The sequence below is a fragment of the Novosphingobium gossypii genome (genome assembly GCF_050433305.1).
GTDB lineage: Bacteria > Pseudomonadota > Alphaproteobacteria > Sphingomonadales > Sphingomonadaceae > Novosphingobium > Novosphingobium gossypii.
Map to the genome: position 1 here is coordinate 1 of NZ_JBNPXM010000024.1, position 19,419 is coordinate 19,419.

A 19,419-nucleotide genomic window follows, 5' to 3' on the forward strand; every position below is an offset into this window, starting at 1 on the left:
GCATCATGCCCGACGCGCTTGTGCAGGCGTCCGGGCCATCGTATTTAACCGCTGGACTCTCGTTATGATCGAGGGACTGCCGGGGGGCAGGTCACTTCCCATGCGTCGAGCTGTTGCCGCGACGGGCGGCGCCTCGGCGAGGACGCGCAGAGCATCAAGAGCGTATCGCGCCGCCCGAGCTGGGCCACCGGCAGCGCGGCTAGGTTTTCCCACGCCATCGTGTCGTACTCTGCATCAGGAGGCCTGCCATCGCCTGCCGCTGAACTCTTATCGGAACGCGTCAACGGGTCAGCGATAATGATGTCGGAAGGGAGTGGGGATAAGGCCGACGAAAGCCCAATCGACAATATTCATCGCGCGCGAGCCTCGTTCCATCTCCTTGCAATAACGCGACAAAAACCAGACTCGGAACTGATTTGTGCTCTCGGCATTTCGCCGTTCGGAAATGCCACTTACCCCACACCACCCCACAGCGACACGACCCGACAAAGACGGCCTATGACCACCAAACATGCCTCCACTCGATCGCCCCAGATCGTCACCACCGCCGACGCGGACCATGACCCGAGCAATGTGAACCAGCCGGCTCAATGGGCGACCCGCGTCATGCAGGCATACCGAGCGTCGCTAATGAATGTGCACCGGCAACTTGCTCCCTTGCGCAGCTGACGATTGGGTGAGGCGCACTGGGCGGCAGCCCTTCCATACTGATCGCATCTCGCAGAGCGTTGCCGGGTCCGATAACGGCGTCGTCGCTCAGCGGAGGGAGGTTCTGGAAAGGCCCAATCATCCCGGCACGCCTTCATTCAAAGCCCTCGTGCAACCGATGCCGGTTCGCGGAGTTGACGGCAGCACAGATAAAAATGAGAGGTGAGGTAAATGGCTGATCCCAATCCGTCGCACACGACCACCGTTGTCGAGACTCGCCGCAGTTCCGGAGCGAGTGTCGTCATCGCAATCGCCGTGCTGCTTGCGCTAATCGCAGGCGTTTTCTTCGTGAGCCAAATCACCAGCAGCGAAACCGCGAAGAACAACGCGATCACGAACGCCGCCAACAGCGTGAGTAATGCCGCAAGCAAGGCCGGCGATGCTGCTGAAAGCGCAACCAAGTAACACTGCCGGCGATCCGTCGGGCCGTGGGCAAAGAACCATAGACAGCGGCCTGCGTTTCTCACCACGATTGTCATCGCGACGTAGGCTAGCGTCGTTGAGTTTTGCCATTCAGGTGCTAACTGCCGCTGCCACTGTTGCGTGGGGCGATTCGATGTGTAGATCTCTTCCACCGAGGCACATTGCGGCGTAGCCGGCGGGTTCAATTCCCGCCCACCGCCGTCCCCTTTCGCGGGACGACGCGAGAGTGTCTTTCTCCTCTCCGCTGTCCCGGCATTACGCCGCCTCACTTCGGATTGGCTTTCGTAGCGGACGATCGGCAGCGCAGGCAAGTTTGCCGATGACTGCGTAGTAGTGGGTGTCGTTGACGATGCATTCGTAGGTGCGCGGCAGCGCCGTGATCTGGTCCAGCAGCCACTTCCCACGCTTCAGGTTGCCAGGAACGTTGCCGAACAGGACGACCGGGATCGGATTGTCGTTTTAAGCCTCGATCAGCAGCGAGACGCCGCGCAGGGTGAGGGGCCTGAGTCTCGGTCTTCGACTGCAACGAGGATGGGCCGGAGAAGCCTTTGCACGTTGCCGCGAGGAAAGCGATGCTGACGATTTGTCCGCAGGCTACGCGGAAATAGTCGGTGCTTCCTTGAAGCCGTTCGCCGGCTCATGGCCGTGAGAGGCCATTTACTGCTAGCGGTCGAACAGATCTATGACCATGCCCGTCCCAAGGGTCGTGATTACGCCGCGCCCCGAAAGTTCGGTCGTGATGCATCTCTCACAAGACCACGACATAGGCTGCGCCAAGAAAAGCACATGCCAGAAGAACGGGGATCATGCCGATCTTGAACCTGAAGACGGCGATCGCCGCCCCCAGGGCGAGGACAAGCGCTGCAACATTCAGCGAGGTAAGCACCGGAACGTCGAGTCCTTTGCCAATAAAACTGACCGTGCGGGTGCGCGTAAATAGCGTGTGGATCGCGAACCAGACGGCGAGATTCAGAATGACGCCCACGACCGCTGCCGTGATAGCCGTCAGCGCCGAGGAGAGCGCGCGATTGCCGCGAAGCCGCTCGACGAATGGCGCCCCGGCGAAGATCCACAGGAAGCAGGGCACGAAAGTCACCCAGGTAGTGAGGATCGCGCCGAGCGTTGCCGCAACAAGCGGAGACATTCCGGTCGCCTGGCGAAAGGCAGCAAGGAAGCCGACGAACTGGGTGACCATAATCAGCGGTCCCGGCGTGGTCTCGGCGAGACCGAGGCCATTCAGCATCTCGCCCGGTTGCAACCATCCATAGGTGCCGACAGCCTCCTGCGCGACATAGGCCAGAACGGCGTAGGCGCCGCCAAAGGTCACCACAGCCATCTGGCTGAAGAACGTGGCGATTTGCGTGAAGACATTGTCCGGCCCGGCAAATACCAGCAGCGCTATAACTGGAGCTAGCCACAGGACGAGAAGAGTCCCCGAGATCTTCAGCGACCACGCAAGGTTGGGCCGGGCATGCGCGGGCAGGCCCTCGCCCAGCGCGGTATCCGCATCGTGGACGATATTGCCGCCTGCCGAGCCGTGGCCACCGCCGCCCTTGAAGGCGGGAAGACCCGCGCGTCCTCCGAGGTAGCCGCCGATCCCGGCCAGCAAGACAATCAGCGGAAATGGCGCATCCAGAAAGAAGATGGCAACGAAAGCAGATGCTGCGATCCCTCGCATCACGTTGTTCTTGAGCGCTCGCGATCCCACGCGCACCACCGCTTGAAGGACCACGGCGAGGACAGCCGCCTTCAAACCAAAGAACATGCCCTCGATAAGCGGTGTCTGCCCCAGGAGCACGTAGACATAACTGAGGCCAAGGATCGCGAGGAACCCCGGCAGGACGAACAGCGCTCCCGCGACCAGACCGCCCCTGGTCTTATGGAGCAGCCAACCGATGTAGGCGGCAAGCTGCTGTGCTTCGGGTCCGGGAAGGAGCATGCAGTAGTTGAGGGCGTGGAGGAAACGCTCTTCCCCGATCCACTTCTTCTCTTCCACCAGGATACGATGCATGACGGCGATCTGACCAGCTGGTCCGCCGAAGCTCAGGGCGGCGATGCGCGCCCAAACTCCCACCGCTTCGGCAAACGGGATGCCATGATCGCCGGCGCGTTGCGACGGCAACTCAGCAGGTGTGCTGACGACACTGGTCATGGTGCAGGATTCCTCGCGCTGAAGAATGCATGGAACTGGTTGAGGGCCTCGCCGGCTTGAGCGATGCGCTGAAGATCGTCGTCGCACGACGCGCACACACCGGAGAGGATAGCGCCGAGGCCAGGCGTCTCCGGGCGGTTGAACTTGCCATCGGCGATGTCGAGATCGTGAATGATCTCCCCGATGGCGACCAGAGCGGGGTCACCGGTGAGACCGGCGCGCAGCACGATCGTCTCGAAACTGCAGCGGTCCTCCTCGTGGGTGAACTCTGCCTCGGCCATATCGAAGCGAAGCTCGCCAGGCCCCGGCAGATAGCCGCGAACGTCAACGAACTTGAAGGTCGCCTCGGGATCCACGAACCGGCGAATGAGCCAGGCGCAGGCTATTCGGTCGACATGGACGCCGCTGCGCGTCACCCAGACTTTGGATTTGAGGTCGAGCGGTTGTTCGGCGAGGGGTTGTGATCGGCTGACGTCAGGATGTTCGTAGCGCTGGCGATCGAGCTGCTCGAGAGCCGTTTCAGCATCGCGGCGGCCCGATGCTCCGAAGTAGTCGAGGGCTTTGACCTCGCCCATCCGTTTCTGAAGGCGCGCGATCTCGCTACCGCTTGCAGGCCCCGTTTCCAGCAGGCGGCGGGCGCTCTGCGTGATCTCGTCGTAATCAGTGTCCCGGGCGCCATCGAACAAGGCCTTGACGTCCCCATCGGTTATCCCGGCCAGAAGACGAAGGTCGATCAGGATTGCCTCACCCCCATTTGCGACGATCTCGTTGAGCAGTTCCAGAAAGATCGCCTCATGCTCTGGCGCCTTGGGCAGAACATGAACTGCATTCTTGATCGCCACGGCCCCGATCGCCTGAAGCCGGCGCCAGATTTTCACCCGCAGATATGGCGGCTTCGTGGGCAACTGGTGAAGCAGCGCGATCCACTCGGAATGAGGTGTTGCTCGAATCATGATAGATGCATATCTCAATGGTATTGATATGGGAATAGGTATATCTAATGAGACGTGCGACGCTGGGATGGCTCTCGGAGTACGTGATGGGGATGGTCGCTGCCTGCGCTGCCACTGCGGCACCAGCCCAGGCGGAGGATGTGAAAGAAGGCCTGTCAATCTCCGGAGCGATGCGTCTGCGCTATGAAGCCATCGACGGGCAGCCACGGGTGGGCTTCAACAGACGCGATGATTTGCTGAACTTGCGTACCAATGTGCTGGCTCGATACCGCAAGGCCGACATCGAGGTTGCGGTCGAACTTTATGACAGCCGGGTCTGGGGTGACCGGGTTGGTACGCCTGTATCGACTAACGAGGTGAACTCGTTCGAGCCGGTTCAGGCCTATGTCGCGGGTACCTTTCAGGATCCGCTCGGCGCTGGCTCGAAGATCACAGTCACCGTCGGTCGCATGATGCTCAACCTCGGCTCGCGGCGCTTGGTCGCCGCCGACGATTACCGTAACACGACCAACGGCTACACCGGCGTGAAGGCCGATTTCGCCGCCGGGGGCCGATGGAAGGGCACTTTCATTTACACTTTACCGCAGGTTCGCCTGCCAGATACGTTGGACGACGTTCGTTCAGCCAAAGTGAAGCTTGATCGGGAAAGCTTCGACCTCGTCCTTTGGGGCGGTCAACTTAGCCGGGCGAGAACCATTGGCTCCGCGACCCTCGAACTTACCTATTTTCATCTGGGAGAGCGCGATGCCCCAGGGCGGCCGACCCGCGACCGCTCGCTCGACACCCTCGGTAGTCGCGTGATCGTCGAGCCGAAGGTTTCAAACTTCGACTATGAAATTGAAGCGTTCTATCAAACTGGGTCGGCCAGCACGTCAATAACGGCATCCGCCCGACGCCAGAGCGTGGCTGCGAGCTTTATCCATGCCGACGTGGGCTACACTTTACCGGGCGCCTGGACGCCGCGTTTGTCCGTCGAATATGATCGGGCGAGCGGCGACAAGCCCGGCGGGAAGTTCGGCCGTTTTGATACCCTCTTCGGTATGCGCCGCGCCGACCTCGCCCCGGCTGGGCTCTACAATGCCCTTGCGCGAACCAACATCGAAACGGTCGGTATCCGGCTCGAGGCCAAACCTAGCAAGCGTCTCGACTGGTTCGCCGCCTACCGGCCCATGTGGCTTGCTGCCCGCCAGGACAGTTTCTCGTCGACCGGCGTGCGTGACGCAGCTGGGAGCTCAGGCGATTTCGCCGGCCACCAGTTAGAGGGCCGAATCCGGTACTGGGTTATTCCGAAGCGCCTTCAATTTGAGTTGGACGGCTTGGTCCTCGCCAAGGAACGCTTCCTGCGGGACGCTCCAAACGCCACGGCAGGCAAGTGGTCGCGATATGTCTCCTTCAACCTGATCGCGACCATCTGAAATCCTTCCAGCACGGGTAACTCCGAAAGGCCAAAGTCCAGCATGATTGACTGGTTCTGGCGAGTAGGACAGGTCTGCTGCAGATGAGAACGACTGGGTTGGTCGCGACCTGGCGGATAGCGGACCTTCCGCACCGCGGAATCTGAAATCCGGTGCTGAGGGTCCGAAATGGGTCGCTTGCACGAATACTGGACTTTCCCAGCCATGCCCACACGCTTGCGGTCAATTTGATGTATTCTCGGTGCCGTCGAACAACGCCATCTGCCGCGTGACCAGCCCTCGCACATCGACCCGGGCCTTCAGCCGGGCCGCCAGCAACGCGGTCCCGCTGATCTTGCGCTGGACGAACAGCATGTCGGTCGGCGGCACATGCCAGGCGGTGCGGTCGCCCGCAACGAGCATCGCTTCCTCGCGCAGCACGCCAACGAAGGATCGATCACCAAAGTCGAACAGTCCCGGCCGGTCGAACTGATCGAGGATGACATCAAGTACCCGATCGATCGCGCCGCCGTGGCGGTCCGCCGTCGCGGGCATCAGGATGCCGCCGGAAATCGCGGCCTGTTTGAGGCGCTCGCGATCCCCTGCAAGGCCGGCCGATAGCAGGTCGCGGTAGGCTGCTTGCGCGCCCGGTCCGACCGGCCGCGCCGCCCCGAAGTCGAGCAGGACCAGCCTTTCCGTTGCCGGCTGATAACGGAAGTTCGCAAAATTGGGATCCGTCTGCATGACGCCGAATTCGAAGAGCTCGCGAAGGACCAGACTGACCAGCATCGTCATGACCCGGTCGCGCAGGTCCTGCGGCGCGCTCTCGAGCGTCTCGACGGCGACGCCTTCCTCGAAGCTCATCGCCAGAACGCGCGCGGTGGTGAGGTCGGGGTCGAGCGTAGGGACGACGAAGTTAGGCGCCCCGGCGAGCAGCGCGCCGAACCGCGCCATCAATGCGCCTTCGCGCAAATAATCGGCCTCGTCGCGCAGCTGCTGCTTGGCGTCGGCCAGGAGTGGCACAATGTCGAGGGCGGCCGGCAGAAGTCCCGAGACCCGCAGGAGGGTCGCGACATTGTCGATATCGGCATCGATGCTCTTGGCGACTCCGGGATATTGCACCTTGACCGCGAGGTCGCGCCCGTCGAGCGTCGTCGCACGGTGGACCTGGCCGATCGAGGCGGCGGCGACCGGTGCCGGATCGAACCGTGCATAACGCTGCCGCCAGTCGGGGCCCCATTCCGTTGCGAGAACTTGCTGGAGCTGGGCGGGCGGCATGCGGTACGCACGCTCACGCAGCCGTCCCATGATCTCGGCAAGTTCAGGCGGCAGCAGGTCACCCGCATCCATCGAGATCATCTGCCCGAGCTTCATCGCCGCGCCGCGCAGATGCGCGAGCTGGTCGGCCACTCGGGCGACATTGCCGGGCGTCAGCACCATGTCGCGAAGCCGCGGACGATCGCCGCTAGCGAGCCGGCGCGCGCCTTCCGCGACCATCCCGCCCGCAATCCCGCTCGCCAGTCGGCTGAATGATCCGAGCCGCGACAGCCGGCTGCTCGGTACGCGGCGTCCCTGCTCGTCGTTGCTCATGGCGCGATCTCGGCGCGATCCCAAGCGAAGCACTTTCCGCTGTCGCTGGGCGTCAAGGTGGCGATGACGTCCAGGAGCTGCGCCGCAGCGCGCTCGGGTGAAAAGAGCTTGCCCGCGGGCACGCCGCGCTGGAACGGTTTGCTCAAGCCGGTATCGACGGTGCCGGGATGTAGCCCGACGCAGACGCAGTGCCGCCGAATGCGGGCGAGCTCTACTGCGGCCGAGCGGATGATCATGTTGAGCGCTGCCTTCGACGCGCGGTAGCCGTACCATCCGCCGGATCGATTGTCGGAGATGCTGCCGACCCGCGCCGACAGCAAGGCGATTACCGCACGGCGGTCGCGCGCTAGCAGCGGCGCGAAATGCTTCAGGATAAGAGCCGGTCCGATTGAGTTGATCGCGAAGCTCCGCGCCAGACGGTCAGGATCAAGCTCGCGCAAGGCGCGCTCGGGGCCGTGCTCGTCATCGTGGAGCATGCCCGTGGCGACGATCAGCAGGTCGATCGGGGCGCCGATCGCGGCCGCCGCCGTGCGCACGCTAGGCTCGCTGGTGATGTCGATCGGTGCGGTCGGGACGGCCCTCATTCCCAATGGAAGCGGTCGGCGCGACAGCGCGTGGACTACGCCGCCATGCGCCTGTTGGCGAAGTGCCTCGACCAGGGCCTGACCGATGCCGCCGCTGGCGCCGATCACCACCGATGTCGTGAATGCGGGGTCACATTTATCCAACGGGTCGGTCATCCGGTGCTGCCGACCGCGTTCGAAGTGGTCTTGCCGCGGCCTGCGCGGCAACGGTCCGAGCAATAGCGCACGGCTTCCCAATCCCTCGCCCATTTCTTACGCCAGACGAACGGGCGCTGACACGCAACGCAGATCTTCTCGGGAAGATGCGGTTTGCGATGCGTCATCGTGCCCGTCGCTGCCGCTGAGAACACTGGGTGGCCGCGCAGATAGTGCGAGTGCGAGACGTCGTCAGTACAATCATCAAGGTCAAACGATCGAGACGGCAATTTGTAACACAGCGCTGTCCGGGGGCAGCTATCGCTGCAGCCGTTCGGAGCCTGCGTATCGGGTGAGGTCAGCTGGTCGGCATAGGCCACTGCCACAGGTTATCTGACGGTCCGCTGCTGGGGATCGAAATTTAGCGGCGGAACGTATTGGAAGGGCCGACACCGGAAGACCGCACGTGGGACAAAGCCGCCACTGCCGATATCGCTAGCGAACGGCTGGCTCGGCCATAACCCACCGATGGACCGTTGGCGCCAGATCCGCCCAGCGGAAAGGCCGGTTCAAAAGGGGCAAATGCGACTAGCGGACATTAAGCCTGAGGCGATCGCCCGCCATCGCACGATAATCAGGTGGTAACCGCTATGTCCCTGACTTGTGTTTTACGCCACCGCAAGCCTTCCATAATCCTTCACCGTCAGGCTCGCGATCATGGTCGCGCTAAAAAAGCAGTGATGAGCGGGTTAAGCGTTGAAGCACATTCCTCGGGCACCCAGTGACCGCACCCCGGTAGGACATGCGCCTCTACATTGCTGGCATAGCGCCGAATGTTTTCCGGCTGCTTCGAGCCAAATCCGCCGTTTCCGCCTCCGCCGACTGCCAGGACAGGCATGGAAAGCTTCGTGGTAGCCATCTGATTGTTCTGCTCGATGGATCGGGGCAGAGCGCGGTAATACTCAAAAGCATGGTGGAAAGTCTGCGGCTTTGAATAGGAGCGGACGTAGCGGTCGATCAGTCCATCAGTAAACACCGCCTGATTGCTCGCATGGTGGCGAATGAAGTGCGTCAGGAACGGTCGCTCGTTGCCTTTCACCATCTCGTCCGCCAACTGATCGTCGGCCGCGAAGAAGCTATGATGCCAGCCAGGAGCCTCGCCCGTCGCGACGAATGCGGGTAGCGAAAAGAGTGTGTCGTCAGGGATCGTCGCTTCGATGAAGGCAGCCTTCACCACGTCGTTGGGGTGACGCGCGACCATCGGATAGCTATTCCAGATTCCGATATCATGCGCGACCAGAGAGAAGGGCTTGTTCGGGCTTAAGCGCTTCGCGAATTTATAGAGATACTCGGAAATTTCCACGCCGGTGTAGGACGTTCGGGGAGCCTCAGACAGGCCAAGGCCTGGCAACTCGACTGCCACAACCGTGTAGCGGTCAGCGAGCTGCGGCATAAGCTGGTTCCACTCGTACCAAGTCTGTCCAAAGCCGTGGACGAGAAGGACGAGCGGACCTTGACCGCCGCGCACAAAATGCAGCTTTACGCCGTGGACGGTTTCATATCCACCGCTAAACCCATTGGGGATCGGAAATTCCTCATGCTCGACGGACATATCGGCACGCGGCGAAGCTTTTAGTGGCGCTCCAACCATCGCAAGCGCGGCAAGAGCAAAGGGAATGACGTATGACATGTCGGAACCTCGTATTGAAAAGTGCTTGGGGCGGTCAGCGGCCTGACGGTGCGCGGTGACCAGGAGGGAAGGCGAAGCGTCGTGCGGCCAGCGCTACAAGGAAGGCGATCACGGCCAGCGCGGCGACAGCGGGTGGAAGAAGCGTAGTCCCTCCGGTCGTTAGGAGCGCTCCACCGAGTGCTCCACCAGCGGCAATCGCCAGATTCCACGCCGTGGTCACCATCGCTTGTGCCAGATCCACGCCATCGCCGGCTGCGTCCGCAGAAGCCGTTTGCATCATCGCTCCGGCACCACCGAAGCCAAGCCCCCAGATGACGGCTGCTAAATAGACAACAAAGCCATGTTCGCCGATGATCGTTAAGAGGAGCGCGACAGCCGCAAACGTTCCGATTGCAAGCAATACCAGCGCGCGCAGCATCCGATCCACCAGTCGTCCGACAATCCAGATACCAGCCAGCGAACTGACACCAAACACTAGCAGAACGAGGTCGACCCGCACGGACGCAGCCGTCACGAACGGCGCGATATAGGTGTAGAGAATGTTGTGGGCCGTCATCCAAGTAAGGATGACGAGCAGGATCGGCACGATACCCGGCGTAGCGATGACGCGGTGTAGTGAAGGACGGTCGTCTCTTGTGAGACCGGGGGCATCAGGCACCTTTGCGATGATCCAACCTATCAGCACGATACTAAGCGCTGAGAGAGTCAGGAAAGAGCCGCGCCATCCCACTAAGCCGCCTAAGAAGGTTCCGAGAGGAACGCCCAGCGAAAGCGCCAGCGGCACGCCGACCATGGCGAGCGCCATCGCCGGCCCGGTCTGATCAGGGCGCACAATGCCGCGTGCATAACCCGCGAGGATTCCCCAGGCCAGCCCTGCGGCGCACCCGGCAACGAACCGCGCGACCAGCACGACGGTGATCGATCCGGCCCATGCAGTTAAAGTGTTCCCGACAACAAAGCAGATGATCGTGGCAAGCAGCACCTGCCGTCTGCGGAGGCCTTGGGTTAAGCTTGTGAGGGGGATAGCCGCCAACAAAGACCCCAGAGCGTAGACCGCGACCAGTTGTCCTGCAAATGCCTCGGAAATCCGCAGGCCATCTGCAATCTGCGGTAGCAAGCCAGCAGGCAGCGTCTCGGTAACGATGCATAAGAAACCACTGGCGGCGAGGCCAGCCAGTGCCGCAGTCGGGAGAGGCGTGCGCGGCGCTGACCTCGCCTCAATGCGGTCTTGGTTGAGAGAAGGCGGCATGATCGTCCTTGTTCATCGGTTTGATGCCTACCTCCACATGACGTCGATTCGAGGCGTGGCCATTTCTATTAATGGCCGCTATATAAATGCCATCCACAAAGGCAAGAAGATTCTGTAATGAGTATTAATGAAAATAAGCGACTACGGGGGCGGCCCCGGGGATTCGCGCTTGAAGCTGCGATTGAAGCCGGACAGCACCTGTTTCACGAGCATGGCTATGAGAACGTCAGCGTCGCTGCGCTGACCGAAGCGATCGGGATCACCCCGCCAAGTTTCTATGCGGCGTTCGGCAGCAAGGCCGCTTTCTTCAGGGATACGCTGCGGCTCTACTCGGCCACCGTGGTGCCGCTAGACCGCTTCCTGATGCCAGGTGCATCGCCTATGGCTGCGCTTGCCGACATGCTGCGGGCAGCGGCACACGCCTATGCCGCTCATCCGCAGCGGCGTGGTTGCCTGATCCTTGAACACGCAAGGGCCGGGGCAACAGATTGGGGTATCGCAGCCGTACAAATTGCGGGCGAGAATCGCTGCAAAGTGCAGGCGTTTCTCGAAGCGGCCGATATCGAGAATCCCGCGCATATTGCGGATTACGTCGCCACCACAATGCTCGGTTTGTCGGCCGCTGCGCGGGAAGGATGGGAAGAGCGGAGACTGCTTGCCGCCGCAGACACGGCAGCGGGGGCACTATTTTGTCGCTCACCTCTTTAAGAAACACCCCAGTACTTGCTGAGACAGCTGTCCTTGGTTGAGATCGTCCTCGGAAACGTGAAGGAGTTGACGACCATCAGGTTTCTTCGCCATTCTCTGCCCATCTCGGCCTTTCCCGACCAAGATCACTCACTTGGAACCAGACGTTGGCGCATGTCACCAATCATAGAGCGCCGAATGACCGCTAGCGGCAAACCACGCCGTTCGCCAGGTAAACGATGAATGACTTGGTTTGGTCGGGAGGCGTCGACGAGTTTGCGCCCACCCAACCCACTCGACCGCAAAATTACGAAGCTTGGAACCGGACCGTCGGATTATGACGGGGCCTGGGACAAAACGGTCAATACGGAAGCAACTTCTGAACGACCGCATGCGACAAATACTGCCATCCACATTCCCGATCAAAAAAGCGGGGTCAACTCGCCGGGTTTAGCCGCGCCCGTGAGTGCGCGTAACGATACGCCGCTTGATTTCCATGACCTGAATCAGGGCGACAATCTCATCAGGCCTGAAACAACCGCGCCTTCGCCGTGCTGCGCACGGCGTCGGTGAATGTTCGAAGCGCGGATGCGTGTAACCGCGTGACGGTCCAGTACAATAATACATTCAGGGGCGTGTCAGGCGTCAGTTCGACGAGCAAGCCCTCAGCTATTCGAGGCTTCGCTATCATCGCCGGGTGCATGCCCCAGGCCATGCCCGCAAGTCCGAAGTTCAGAAAGCCAAAGGTCGATGGGACCCAATGCATCGGTGCATCGAGTTCGATGCCGTGTGTTTCTTTCACCCAACGCGCCTGCAAGCCGTCCCTGCGCTCAAAGCGCAGGCACGGTGCGCGGCGCAGGGCGTTTTCGGAAACACCGTTTGGAAAGTGGTGCTGCGCGAACCCCGGACTGCAGCAAGCCAGATACTGTAGACTCCCTAGTTCGATCGTCTTACATCCCTGGACGCTGCCAGGATCTGCCGAGACAGCGGCAATGACTTCTCCGGAGCGAAGCCGGTCCGCCGTGTGCGCCTCGTCCTCGATGATGAACTCCAGGAGATAACCCGTTTCACGGGAGAATTTCGCAGCCGCCTCGGGAAACCATGTGGCAATGCTATCGGAGTTGACCGCCACTTTCAGCGTGACGGGACTGTCCAACTGATCCCCCATGAACGATAGTACGGGCGCTAGATCCGCTTCCAGAAGCTGCACCTGATCGACATGCGCGCAGAGCTTCCGGCCAAGATCGGTAGGCAGGCACGGCTGCCCTCGCACGATAACGATACTGCCCAGTCGTTCCTCAAGCGCGCGGATACGCTGGGACACTGCGGACGGCGTCACACCAAGCCTTTCGGCCGCCCGTTCAAAAGTTCCTTCGCGCACGACGGCCGAAACAGCAGCAAGAGCGGGATAATCAAGCATGAATTAGCTATGCTTCATCAGAGTTAGAAGAACAAGTTTTCCTAAATCGGATGATGTTGGCATATGCCACCCATGCACAACGGCCTTCCCACTTTCTTCACCGGCTTCGCCATGTCGGCGGCTTTGATCATGGCCATTGGCGCACAGAACCTTTTCGTTCTTCGCCAAGGCCTCAAGCGCGAGCATGTCGGCCCCATCGTTTTGTTCTGCGGGTGCGCTGACGCGATACTGATTGCTGCGGGCGTCGGGGGCGTTGGTGCGCTGCTAGGCGCCATGCCCCAACTGACCCTGACCCTGACCATTGGCGGCGCTGCCTTCCTTACGTGGTACGGCGTTAAGGCCTTTCAGCGAATGATGGCCCCGGAAGCGATATCTGTCACTGCGCAGGGGCGGATCACCCTTGGCAGCGCGCTTGGTGCGACGGCCGCTTTCACATTTCTCAACCCGCACGTCTATCTGGACACCGTCCTTCTGATGGGCGCTGCTGGATCCGCTCAGCCGACCGAACTGCGTCCGGTCTTTGTAGCTGGGGCAGCGACTGCCAGCATCAGCTGGTTCGCGGCACTCGGATATGGCGCTCGCATCCTGACGCCGATCTTCTCGCGGCCTGTGGCCTGGAAGGTTCTCGATGCCATCGTCGGCGTTGCCATGCTGGCTCTGGCAGCATCTCTCATCGGAAGGATCATTCTGTGACCCAGTTCACCTCGGGCCATGTGCGTCCTATTCGCATACCGACCTTGTGGAAGAAGCTATTGGCCGTGTTCGAAGTTTCGGTGAAGCATCATTACGCTGCTCCCTGGAAGGCCGCTGACCATGAACCAACGTCTCCTCATTCAGAAGCGCGAGGATAATTCATGGCGTGGATCATTCTTGGGATAGCCGTCATCACTGAGATCGCCTGGGCGCTGAGTATGAAGTGGGCTGCAACCAACGGCACATGGACTGGTGCTTCGGTCCCGATCATCCTGAATTTCGTTAATATGGGGTTGCTCGGAATCGCAATGCGGACGCTTCCGGCTGGTACTGCTTATGCGGTCTGGACCGGACTTGGTGCCGCCGGCGTCGCGATCATGGGAGTGGTGCTGTTTGGCGAACGATTGAACCATGCGCAAATCGGCTTCATCTCGCTCGTGATCGTTGGCGTGGTCGGCACGAAGCTCTTCGCGACCGCATAGGATGGGAAGCGATCTTTCTCTCGTCTATGGTGCCTATATTCTGGCGGCCGGGAGCCCAGGACCAAGCAATCTGGCGATCATGTCTGCTGCGATGGAGAAAGGCCTAGGATCGGCCATGGCCATGGCTGCTGGTGTGGTGACAATCTCATTTGCCTGGGGCTTGATTGCGGTTTCCGGGCTAGCTGCTTTGCTCCTTCGCTATGGCCAGGCTTTCACAATCCTCAAGGCGATGGGTGGGCTCTATCTTTTGTGGCTTGCCGTTCGCGCTGGGCGATCCGCAATTTTGGCCACGCAGGGCGTGTCAGCGATAGGCGTAACTGGGGCTAGCAAGTCGTCACAGTTCCGCCGCGGCGCGCTCATACACATGGGTAACCCAAAAGCTGTGCTGTCGTGGTTGTCGCTCATGTCGCTGGGGATGGGACCGAACCCCTCGACAACGCATCTTGCCGCTGCGTTTGGCGGCTGCGTGCTGCTCGGGACGCTCATCTTCTTCGGCTATGCGGTGCTGTTCTCCACCGCGCTGATGGCGCATGGCTATGCCCGCAGCCGCCGGTGGATCGAAGGCGCGCTCGCACTAACCTTCGCAGGTGCAGGTCTGCGCCTGTTGCTTTCCCGCTAGTTAGATGGACGTTCATTCATGACAATCTTCACCGGCCTGTCCGCATTTCCGCCCACACCGGCGGGCGAAGATGGCATCGTAGATACGGATGCTTTCGCAGCCCTTGTCGATCGTCTCGCCAGTACAGGCGTGGACTCTATCAGCGTCCTCGGGAGCACCGGCACATACGCCTATCTAGACCGGGATCAACGGAACCGAGCCGTCGCCGCGGCCATTGAGGCTGTTGGAGGACGCGTGCCAGTTGTCGTCGGTGTCGGCGCCCTACGCACAAGCTGGGCGCGGGAACTCGCGGCGGCGGCTGAGAGCGCCGGAGCCAATGGCCTTCTGCTCGCGCCGATGTCTTACGCGAAGCTATCGGATCGGGAGGTGTCCGATCACTTCAAGGCGGTTGCCGGATCGACCGGGCTGCCGCTCTGTATCTACAGCAATCCGGGCACGACGAATTTCGAATTCTCCCATGATCTGATTGTTGAGCTTTCCCATGTTGCGGGAATCTCGGCTGTGGAGATGCCGCCGCGGGACAATGAGGGGTATGCAACGGAGATCGACCAGCTTCGGGAACGCGCACCTGATAACTTCAGGATCGGCTACAGTGGCGACTGGTGCGCAGCGCCGGCGTTTCTTGCGGGCGCCGATGCCTGGCACAGTGTCGTGGCCGGCGTACTGCCGGAGCCGGCAGTTCGACTAACGCGGGCGGCTATGGCTGGTAATGTTGAGGAAACGTCCAGATTGCAGGCGCTGTGCACGCCGATGTGGAAGTTGTTCGAGACATATGGGAGTCTGCGCACGATCTATGGGATCGCGGAACTGATCGGCCTTGACGTTGGGATCGCACCACTGCCCGTCCAGGGCTTTACAGGAAGTGACCAGCTTCCAGGCCTGTCAGAAGCCTTGGAACGGATGGTGGCTAACTGACTGCAGTCCGAACTACGTGCCGAGTTTTCCGCCGATGGCGGGTTTTGGCGAAAGTGGGAGTTCACCGCTAGTTTGCGGAATGACGTAAGTTGGTCGCGACCTGCCTGTTAACGGAAGGTCGCGACCAGGGAATGCAAAATTGGCGGCTGAACGCCAACAATGGGGCGTGTCTGGGGCGGCAGCTTTCCTTCCCCGACGCCGGGACCGGACAAGCTGCTTTGGCATGTGGGCAGTGGTTCCCGGTGCCCGGCCGGGTGAATCCCACGCGCCAGATTGGTAGCGGGGCGTCAAGCACGCGCGGCCTCGACGGTCTGAACGGCAATGAACCGCGCAAGCGGTATTTCAGTGAGACGTCGTTGCGTCGCCATCTCGCGAGCGACGAGCGCCATTTCGATCCATTGCGGATCGTCGCCGTCACCTCGCTGCGCGAATGCACTCCAAGCGATAACACTGGCCCAAAAGGCGCGTTTCGGTTCCAGCACCGTCTCAATAATCGCGGCAATGCGGTCTTCGATCTTGCGCTTGCCCCGGATCGCCGCGGAGACATCGTCGCCGTTCTCAAACCAGGACTCGAGCTGAGGGTTGATTGCCAGCCATCGCCCGGAGCCGCGCACGGCGCGCTCGACCGCTTTCGAACTGGTCGCTGCATCGCCCACATCCTCGAGCATTGAGGCGACCAGATCGTTCACCGACACAGACCTGGGCGCTACATCCGAGAGGCCGATAAGCGAGATCGCCTGCACGAGACCAAACGGAGGCGGCGAACTGGCCGAGCCGTCCGCCAGAGCGCTGCTCAGAAACAAGGCGGCGTCCTCGGCCGTCGTTTCATGGACCGTCATCTCCGACGCGATGTGATCGAGCATATCTTCGATCTCAGACCTGGGCAGCGAGGCCGCCACCCAGGCGTCCCGCACACCGTGCCCCTGCTTGACCAGAATCGAAACCAGCGCGTTCTTTCTTCCCTGCTTGATAGAGGCGAATAGGCTCTGGGCCCCTGCCCCGTCGCGCTCGGATATCAAGAGCTCCCTGACCTGAACCGCGGGGCGCTTTTCAGGGCTCGCCCCGGCAACGCGCGCGGCCTTGATGATCGCATCGATCGTACGGCGCCGATCTTCAGGCACCCAGTTGCGGATCAACATGAGGTTCGTAACCGACGCTGCCGATACCAGCCCTCGGCCGGCGGTCTCTTCGATCATGGAGGCCAACGGTGTCGCGATCGCAGGTTCTGCAAGCAGCCAACCGATAGCGGCCTCGCGCAGACTGGAATCGTCGGCGAAGACGAGTCCTTCCAAGAGAGTGAGTTGCAGCCCGGCAGGCATGGCTGCTGTCAATTCGGAGAACTGGCTATGGATCAGGAACGGATCGCCCTCACAGGCTTTCACCAGGTCCTTCAACATGTCGCCAACATCGGGCGGCGGGAGATCCTGCTGGCCGGCTCCGGTCTGGATCATCGCGTGATCCATGGCGCTACGTATATCGTCCCCTACTTCGACCCCGGCCCGCGAAAATGCCGAGACAAGCGCCAGCGCTGCCGTCGGCATAAGCTTGCCGGTGCGCATCTGCTGAGCGATCGCGGTCCTGACATTCTCTATGGCCGCGCTCGCATGACCGTTGCCGGCCTCGCTTCGCTGCCGTAGCTGCTCGAGAGTGTTGCCGAGCATGAAGGAATAGGCGTGATGCATCATCGCATCAGGTCGCTTCTTGCGCCCCTCGGCACCCGCGAGGTCAACGATCAGCCGCAGGGCTTCGGGCTGCTCTGCCAGCATATCTCCAACGCTGTGCGCGCCGGGCGACAATGCCCCCGAGCGGATATCGTCGCGAACCATGCGCGCGATCTGTTGAATGGCGGCGCGTGGCGTCACGATTGATGCTCCTTTCTCACAGGGGGATTGCGTCATCGGTACAACTGCCGGCGGGGCGGCGACAATCCCATTTTGCCGGCGTCGGAATATCAAGATTGGCTCGATAAAGGCAGAGAGCACGTTCGTGCACGCATCAGCGCCGCAAGGGCGCTGCTGCGAGGCGCACCCGCAAGGGGATGCGCCGGCGCGTCGGCAAGCGCCGCGCTGAGTAGCGACTAGACGTCGATCAGATCATCATCTTCGAATGCCACGGGCACAGCCTGCCGGCGTCGTTTCGGTTTGACCTTACGCACATTCACCGAAGCGGCGCTGATCATGTTCTTGATGTGGGCGGCATAATGCTTCTGGATCATCTCGACACTGGTCCGGCAGTTTCGCGCGACCGCGTAGACGTCAGCGCCTTCCATGAGCCGCAAACAGATATACGTGTGGCGGAGCGAGTACGCGGTTCGGGCCTTGCCATCCCGATCCAGCTTGAGCTCGGCCCTGGCGAGCACGCCGTTGAACAGCTTCACATGATTGCCGGGGAAGACCTTGTCGGTCGGCTTCGGAAGCTGGGCCTCAGGCGCTGCAGGCGCCTCATCAACTCCAGCCCAACGCCTTCGTTGCGCCGCCCGTCGACTCTCTCCTTGCACAGGCCTGGGACGATTGAGCAGCCGCTCATAGGGCCGCACGGCATTGGGCATACTTTTGCAGAAGCCCACTCCTCGCTTGCCGCGCACTTCGATTTCCAGGATCTTCTGCCCGGTCTCATCGTCGATGACGATTTCAACGTCACGGTGCTCAAGGTTGGAAGCCTCATCCGGCCGCAGGCCCGTGTTGGCCATGAACAGGACGTAGTCGTGTACCTGCTGCGCGTTCCACGCAAAGTGCGCGTGGAACGGCTCCTTCGCATAAGCTCCGGTCGCCTTGTAGAGCTGCTTGTACTCGGCGGGACTGAACCAGGGCCGATGCTCCACCTTGCTCGAAGCCCGATAAGGACTGGAAATGTCGGGCAGGTGCGACAGCCAGCCATGGCTGACGGCGGTGCGTAGCACCTGGCGCAGCGTCACGATCTCGTTGTGAAGGGTTTTTCGGGCGGGCGGTTTGTCCGAGACCGGACGATTGCTTTTCGAATGCGGATTGGCGATGCCGCGCGACGACATCCGGTGCACGCGGTACTCCTGCACTTTGCCGCCCGTGATCTCGGAAAGTCCAAGATCGCCAAAGAACGGCAGCAGATGCACGCGAAGGCGAATACCATGTCCTTCCGTCCAACGCTTGCTACGCTGGCCCTCGGTGATGATCTCGTATTCGCGCAGGAACTGAGCAGACGCTTCCTTGAAGGTCTTCTCGGTCTTGAGGATACCGGCATGCAATTTGCCGCGCAGACCGAGATACCAATCTTCGGCTACCTGCTTGGCAAGCGAGACGCTGTCCGTCCTGGTGGTGGCCCGGTGCTGCCTGCCACCAACCGATGCCGAACAATGCCAGTTGCCGCCGTCGATGCGCCGGTAAACCTGGACCTTTCCGCCTAAGATCTCGTGCCTCTGCATGACAAACCGCCAGTGCTGCAAGGGGAGCCTGGGCGAGAATGTCTCACAAATCGCAAAGCCGCGCAAATGTGCTAGCGTTGTGCTAGGCACATCGGGGCTTTCGCAGATTTCGGTGAGATCTCTAATCCGTTGTTTTAATTGTTAGATTTGGTTGCGGGGGTAGGATTTGAACCTACGACCTTCAGGTTATGAGCCTGACGAGCTACCGGGCTGCTCCACCCCGCGTCACCAATTTTGCGTCTTGGTTGTAGACGCAAAAAGGGCCCGATTGGGCCCTTTATGTATTTTGTCATTGTGATGGGTTTTTTCAGCGATACGCACTGCGTCG

At 61.1% G+C, this 19,419-nt stretch carries 17 protein-coding genes and 1 tRNA gene; 7 read left to right on the top strand and 11 right to left on the bottom strand.

Annotation, left to right across the window (positions count from 1 at the left end; genetic code table 11):
* Positions 1 to 879 precede the first annotated feature (879 nt).
* Positions 880 to 1,113: a hypothetical protein gene (locus GGR40_RS21945; protein WP_429278394.1), complete on the top strand. Its 234-nt coding sequence runs from the start codon at positions 880 to 882 to the stop codon at positions 1,111 to 1,113.
* 766 nt (positions 1,114 to 1,879) lie between these two features.
* On the opposite strand, the gene chrA is transcribed toward GGR40_RS21945, so the two are convergent.
* A complete protein-coding gene (chrA, locus tag GGR40_RS21950) occupies positions 1,880 to 3,283 on the bottom strand; it encodes a chromate efflux transporter (protein ID WP_429278395.1) in 1,404 nt (467 codons plus the stop codon).
* A complete protein-coding gene (locus GGR40_RS21955) occupies positions 3,280 to 4,236 on the bottom strand; it encodes a chromate resistance protein ChrB domain-containing protein (RefSeq protein WP_429278396.1) in 957 nt (318 codons plus the stop codon). Before GGR40_RS21955 ends, chrA begins: the two co-directional genes overlap by 4 nt.
* An 86-nt stretch (positions 4,237 to 4,322) precedes the next feature.
* Here GGR40_RS21955 and GGR40_RS21960 point away from each other — a divergent pair, with 86 nt between their 5' ends.
* Positions 4,323 to 5,651 carry an alginate export family protein gene (locus GGR40_RS21960; RefSeq protein ID WP_429278397.1) on the top strand — a complete coding sequence of 443 codons (1,329 nt, stop codon included), beginning with the start codon at positions 4,323 to 4,325 and terminating at the stop codon, positions 5,649 to 5,651.
* A gap of 222 nt (positions 5,652 to 5,873) precedes the next feature.
* On the opposite strand, the gene GGR40_RS21965 is transcribed toward GGR40_RS21960, so the two are convergent.
* The 5 genes from GGR40_RS21965 to GGR40_RS21985 form a co-directional block, all read right to left on the bottom strand.
* Positions 5,874 to 7,220: an ABC1 kinase family protein gene (locus tag GGR40_RS21965; protein ID WP_429278398.1), complete on the bottom strand. Its 1,347-nt coding sequence runs from the start codon at positions 7,218 to 7,220 to the stop codon at positions 5,874 to 5,876.
* Positions 7,217 to 7,960: an SDR family NAD(P)-dependent oxidoreductase gene (locus GGR40_RS21970; protein ID WP_429278399.1), complete on the bottom strand. Its 744-nt coding sequence runs from the start codon at positions 7,958 to 7,960 to the stop codon at positions 7,217 to 7,219. The genes GGR40_RS21965 and GGR40_RS21970 overlap by 4 nt, the downstream gene beginning before the upstream one ends.
* Positions 7,957 to 8,127, bottom strand: a complete 171-nt coding sequence (locus GGR40_RS21975) for a DUF2256 domain-containing protein (protein WP_429278400.1) — start codon at positions 8,125 to 8,127, stop codon at positions 7,957 to 7,959. Before GGR40_RS21975 ends, GGR40_RS21970 begins: the two co-directional genes overlap by 4 nt.
* Positions 8,128 to 8,654: 527 nt before the next feature.
* The gene (locus tag GGR40_RS21980) at positions 8,655 to 9,629 is read right to left on the bottom strand and encodes an alpha/beta fold hydrolase (RefSeq protein WP_429278401.1); all 975 of its coding nucleotides are present in this window, start codon (positions 9,627 to 9,629) and stop codon (positions 8,655 to 8,657) included.
* 34 nt (positions 9,630 to 9,663) lie between these two features.
* Positions 9,664 to 10,878, bottom strand: coding sequence for an MFS transporter (locus GGR40_RS21985; protein ID WP_429278402.1), 1,215 nt, complete (start codon positions 10,876 to 10,878; stop codon positions 9,664 to 9,666).
* 117 nt (positions 10,879 to 10,995) lie between these two features.
* Here GGR40_RS21985 and GGR40_RS21990 point away from each other — a divergent pair, with 117 nt between their 5' ends.
* Positions 10,996 to 11,586, top strand: coding sequence for a TetR/AcrR family transcriptional regulator (locus tag GGR40_RS21990; protein WP_429278403.1), 591 nt, complete (start codon positions 10,996 to 10,998; stop codon positions 11,584 to 11,586).
* A gap of 502 nt (positions 11,587 to 12,088) precedes the next feature.
* On the opposite strand, the gene GGR40_RS21995 is transcribed toward GGR40_RS21990, so the two are convergent.
* Positions 12,089 to 12,985, bottom strand: a complete 897-nt coding sequence (locus GGR40_RS21995; protein ID WP_429278404.1) for a LysR family transcriptional regulator ArgP — start codon at positions 12,983 to 12,985, stop codon at positions 12,089 to 12,091.
* 72 nt (positions 12,986 to 13,057) lie between these two features.
* Between GGR40_RS21995 and GGR40_RS22000 the strand changes: the two genes are divergently transcribed.
* The 4 genes from GGR40_RS22000 (at position 13,058) to GGR40_RS22015 (ending at position 15,694) form a co-directional block, all read left to right on the top strand.
* Entirely contained in the window at positions 13,058 to 13,678 is a 621-nt protein-coding gene (locus GGR40_RS22000; protein WP_429278405.1) for a LysE/ArgO family amino acid transporter, read from the top strand.
* 161 nt (positions 13,679 to 13,839) lie between these two features.
* Complete coding sequence (locus GGR40_RS22005) at positions 13,840 to 14,160, top strand: DMT family transporter (protein ID WP_429278406.1); 321 nt, start codon at positions 13,840 to 13,842, stop codon at positions 14,158 to 14,160.
* A 1-nt stretch (position 14,161) separates the two neighbouring features.
* A complete protein-coding gene (locus tag GGR40_RS22010; RefSeq protein ID WP_429278407.1) occupies positions 14,162 to 14,779 on the top strand; it encodes a LysE family translocator in 618 nt (205 codons plus the stop codon).
* An 18-nt stretch (positions 14,780 to 14,797) separates the two neighbouring features.
* On the top strand, positions 14,798 to 15,694 hold the full coding sequence (locus GGR40_RS22015; protein ID WP_429278408.1) for a dihydrodipicolinate synthase family protein: 897 nt from the start codon (positions 14,798 to 14,800) through the stop codon (positions 15,692 to 15,694).
* Positions 15,695 to 15,981: 287 nt separating this feature from the next.
* Here the strand turns inward: GGR40_RS22015 and GGR40_RS22020 are convergent, their stop codons facing one another.
* The 3 genes from GGR40_RS22020 to GGR40_RS22030 form a co-directional block, all read right to left on the bottom strand.
* The gene (locus GGR40_RS22020) at positions 15,982 to 17,556 is read right to left on the bottom strand and encodes a hypothetical protein (protein ID WP_429278409.1); all 1,575 of its coding nucleotides are present in this window, start codon (positions 17,554 to 17,556) and stop codon (positions 15,982 to 15,984) included.
* 215 nt (positions 17,557 to 17,771) lie between these two features.
* Positions 17,772 to 19,112 (bottom strand): site-specific integrase, encoded by a 1,341-nt coding sequence (locus GGR40_RS22025; protein WP_429278410.1) that lies wholly within the window; start codon positions 19,110 to 19,112, stop codon positions 17,772 to 17,774.
* A gap of 127 nt (positions 19,113 to 19,239) precedes the next feature.
* Positions 19,240 to 19,316 (bottom strand) — tRNA-Met (locus tag GGR40_RS22030).
* Positions 19,317 to 19,419 lie beyond the last annotated feature (103 nt).

Coding starts and splice junctions, on each gene's coding strand:
- GGR40_RS21945 (WP_429278394.1), top strand. CDS start 880: ATGGCTGATCCCAATCCGTCGCACACGACCACCGTTGTCGAGACTCGC.
- chrA (WP_429278395.1), bottom strand. CDS start 3,283: ATGACCAGTGTCGTCAGCACACCTGCTGAGTTGCCGTCGCAACGCGCC.
- GGR40_RS21955 (WP_429278396.1), bottom strand. CDS start 4,236: ATGATTCGAGCAACACCTCATTCCGAGTGGATCGCGCTGCTTCACCAG.
- GGR40_RS21960 (WP_429278397.1), top strand. CDS start 4,323: ATGGGGATGGTCGCTGCCTGCGCTGCCACTGCGGCACCAGCCCAGGCG.
- GGR40_RS21965 (WP_429278398.1), bottom strand. CDS start 7,220: ATGAGCAACGACGAGCAGGGACGCCGCGTACCGAGCAGCCGGCTGTCG.
- GGR40_RS21970 (WP_429278399.1), bottom strand. CDS start 7,960: ATGACCGACCCGTTGGATAAATGTGACCCCGCATTCACGACATCGGTG.
- GGR40_RS21975 (WP_429278400.1), bottom strand. CDS start 8,127: ATGACGCATCGCAAACCGCATCTTCCCGAGAAGATCTGCGTTGCGTGT.
- GGR40_RS21980 (WP_429278401.1), bottom strand. CDS start 9,629: ATGTCATACGTCATTCCCTTTGCTCTTGCCGCGCTTGCGATGGTTGGA.
- GGR40_RS21985 (WP_429278402.1), bottom strand. CDS start 10,878: ATGCCGCCTTCTCTCAACCAAGACCGCATTGAGGCGAGGTCAGCGCCG.
- GGR40_RS21990 (WP_429278403.1), top strand. CDS start 10,996: ATGAGTATTAATGAAAATAAGCGACTACGGGGGCGGCCCCGGGGATTC.
- GGR40_RS21995 (WP_429278404.1), bottom strand. CDS start 12,985: ATGCTTGATTATCCCGCTCTTGCTGCTGTTTCGGCCGTCGTGCGCGAA.
- GGR40_RS22000 (WP_429278405.1), top strand. CDS start 13,058: ATGCACAACGGCCTTCCCACTTTCTTCACCGGCTTCGCCATGTCGGCG.
- GGR40_RS22005 (WP_429278406.1), top strand. CDS start 13,840: ATGGCGTGGATCATTCTTGGGATAGCCGTCATCACTGAGATCGCCTGG.
- GGR40_RS22010 (WP_429278407.1), top strand. CDS start 14,162: ATGGGAAGCGATCTTTCTCTCGTCTATGGTGCCTATATTCTGGCGGCC.
- GGR40_RS22015 (WP_429278408.1), top strand. CDS start 14,798: ATGACAATCTTCACCGGCCTGTCCGCATTTCCGCCCACACCGGCGGGC.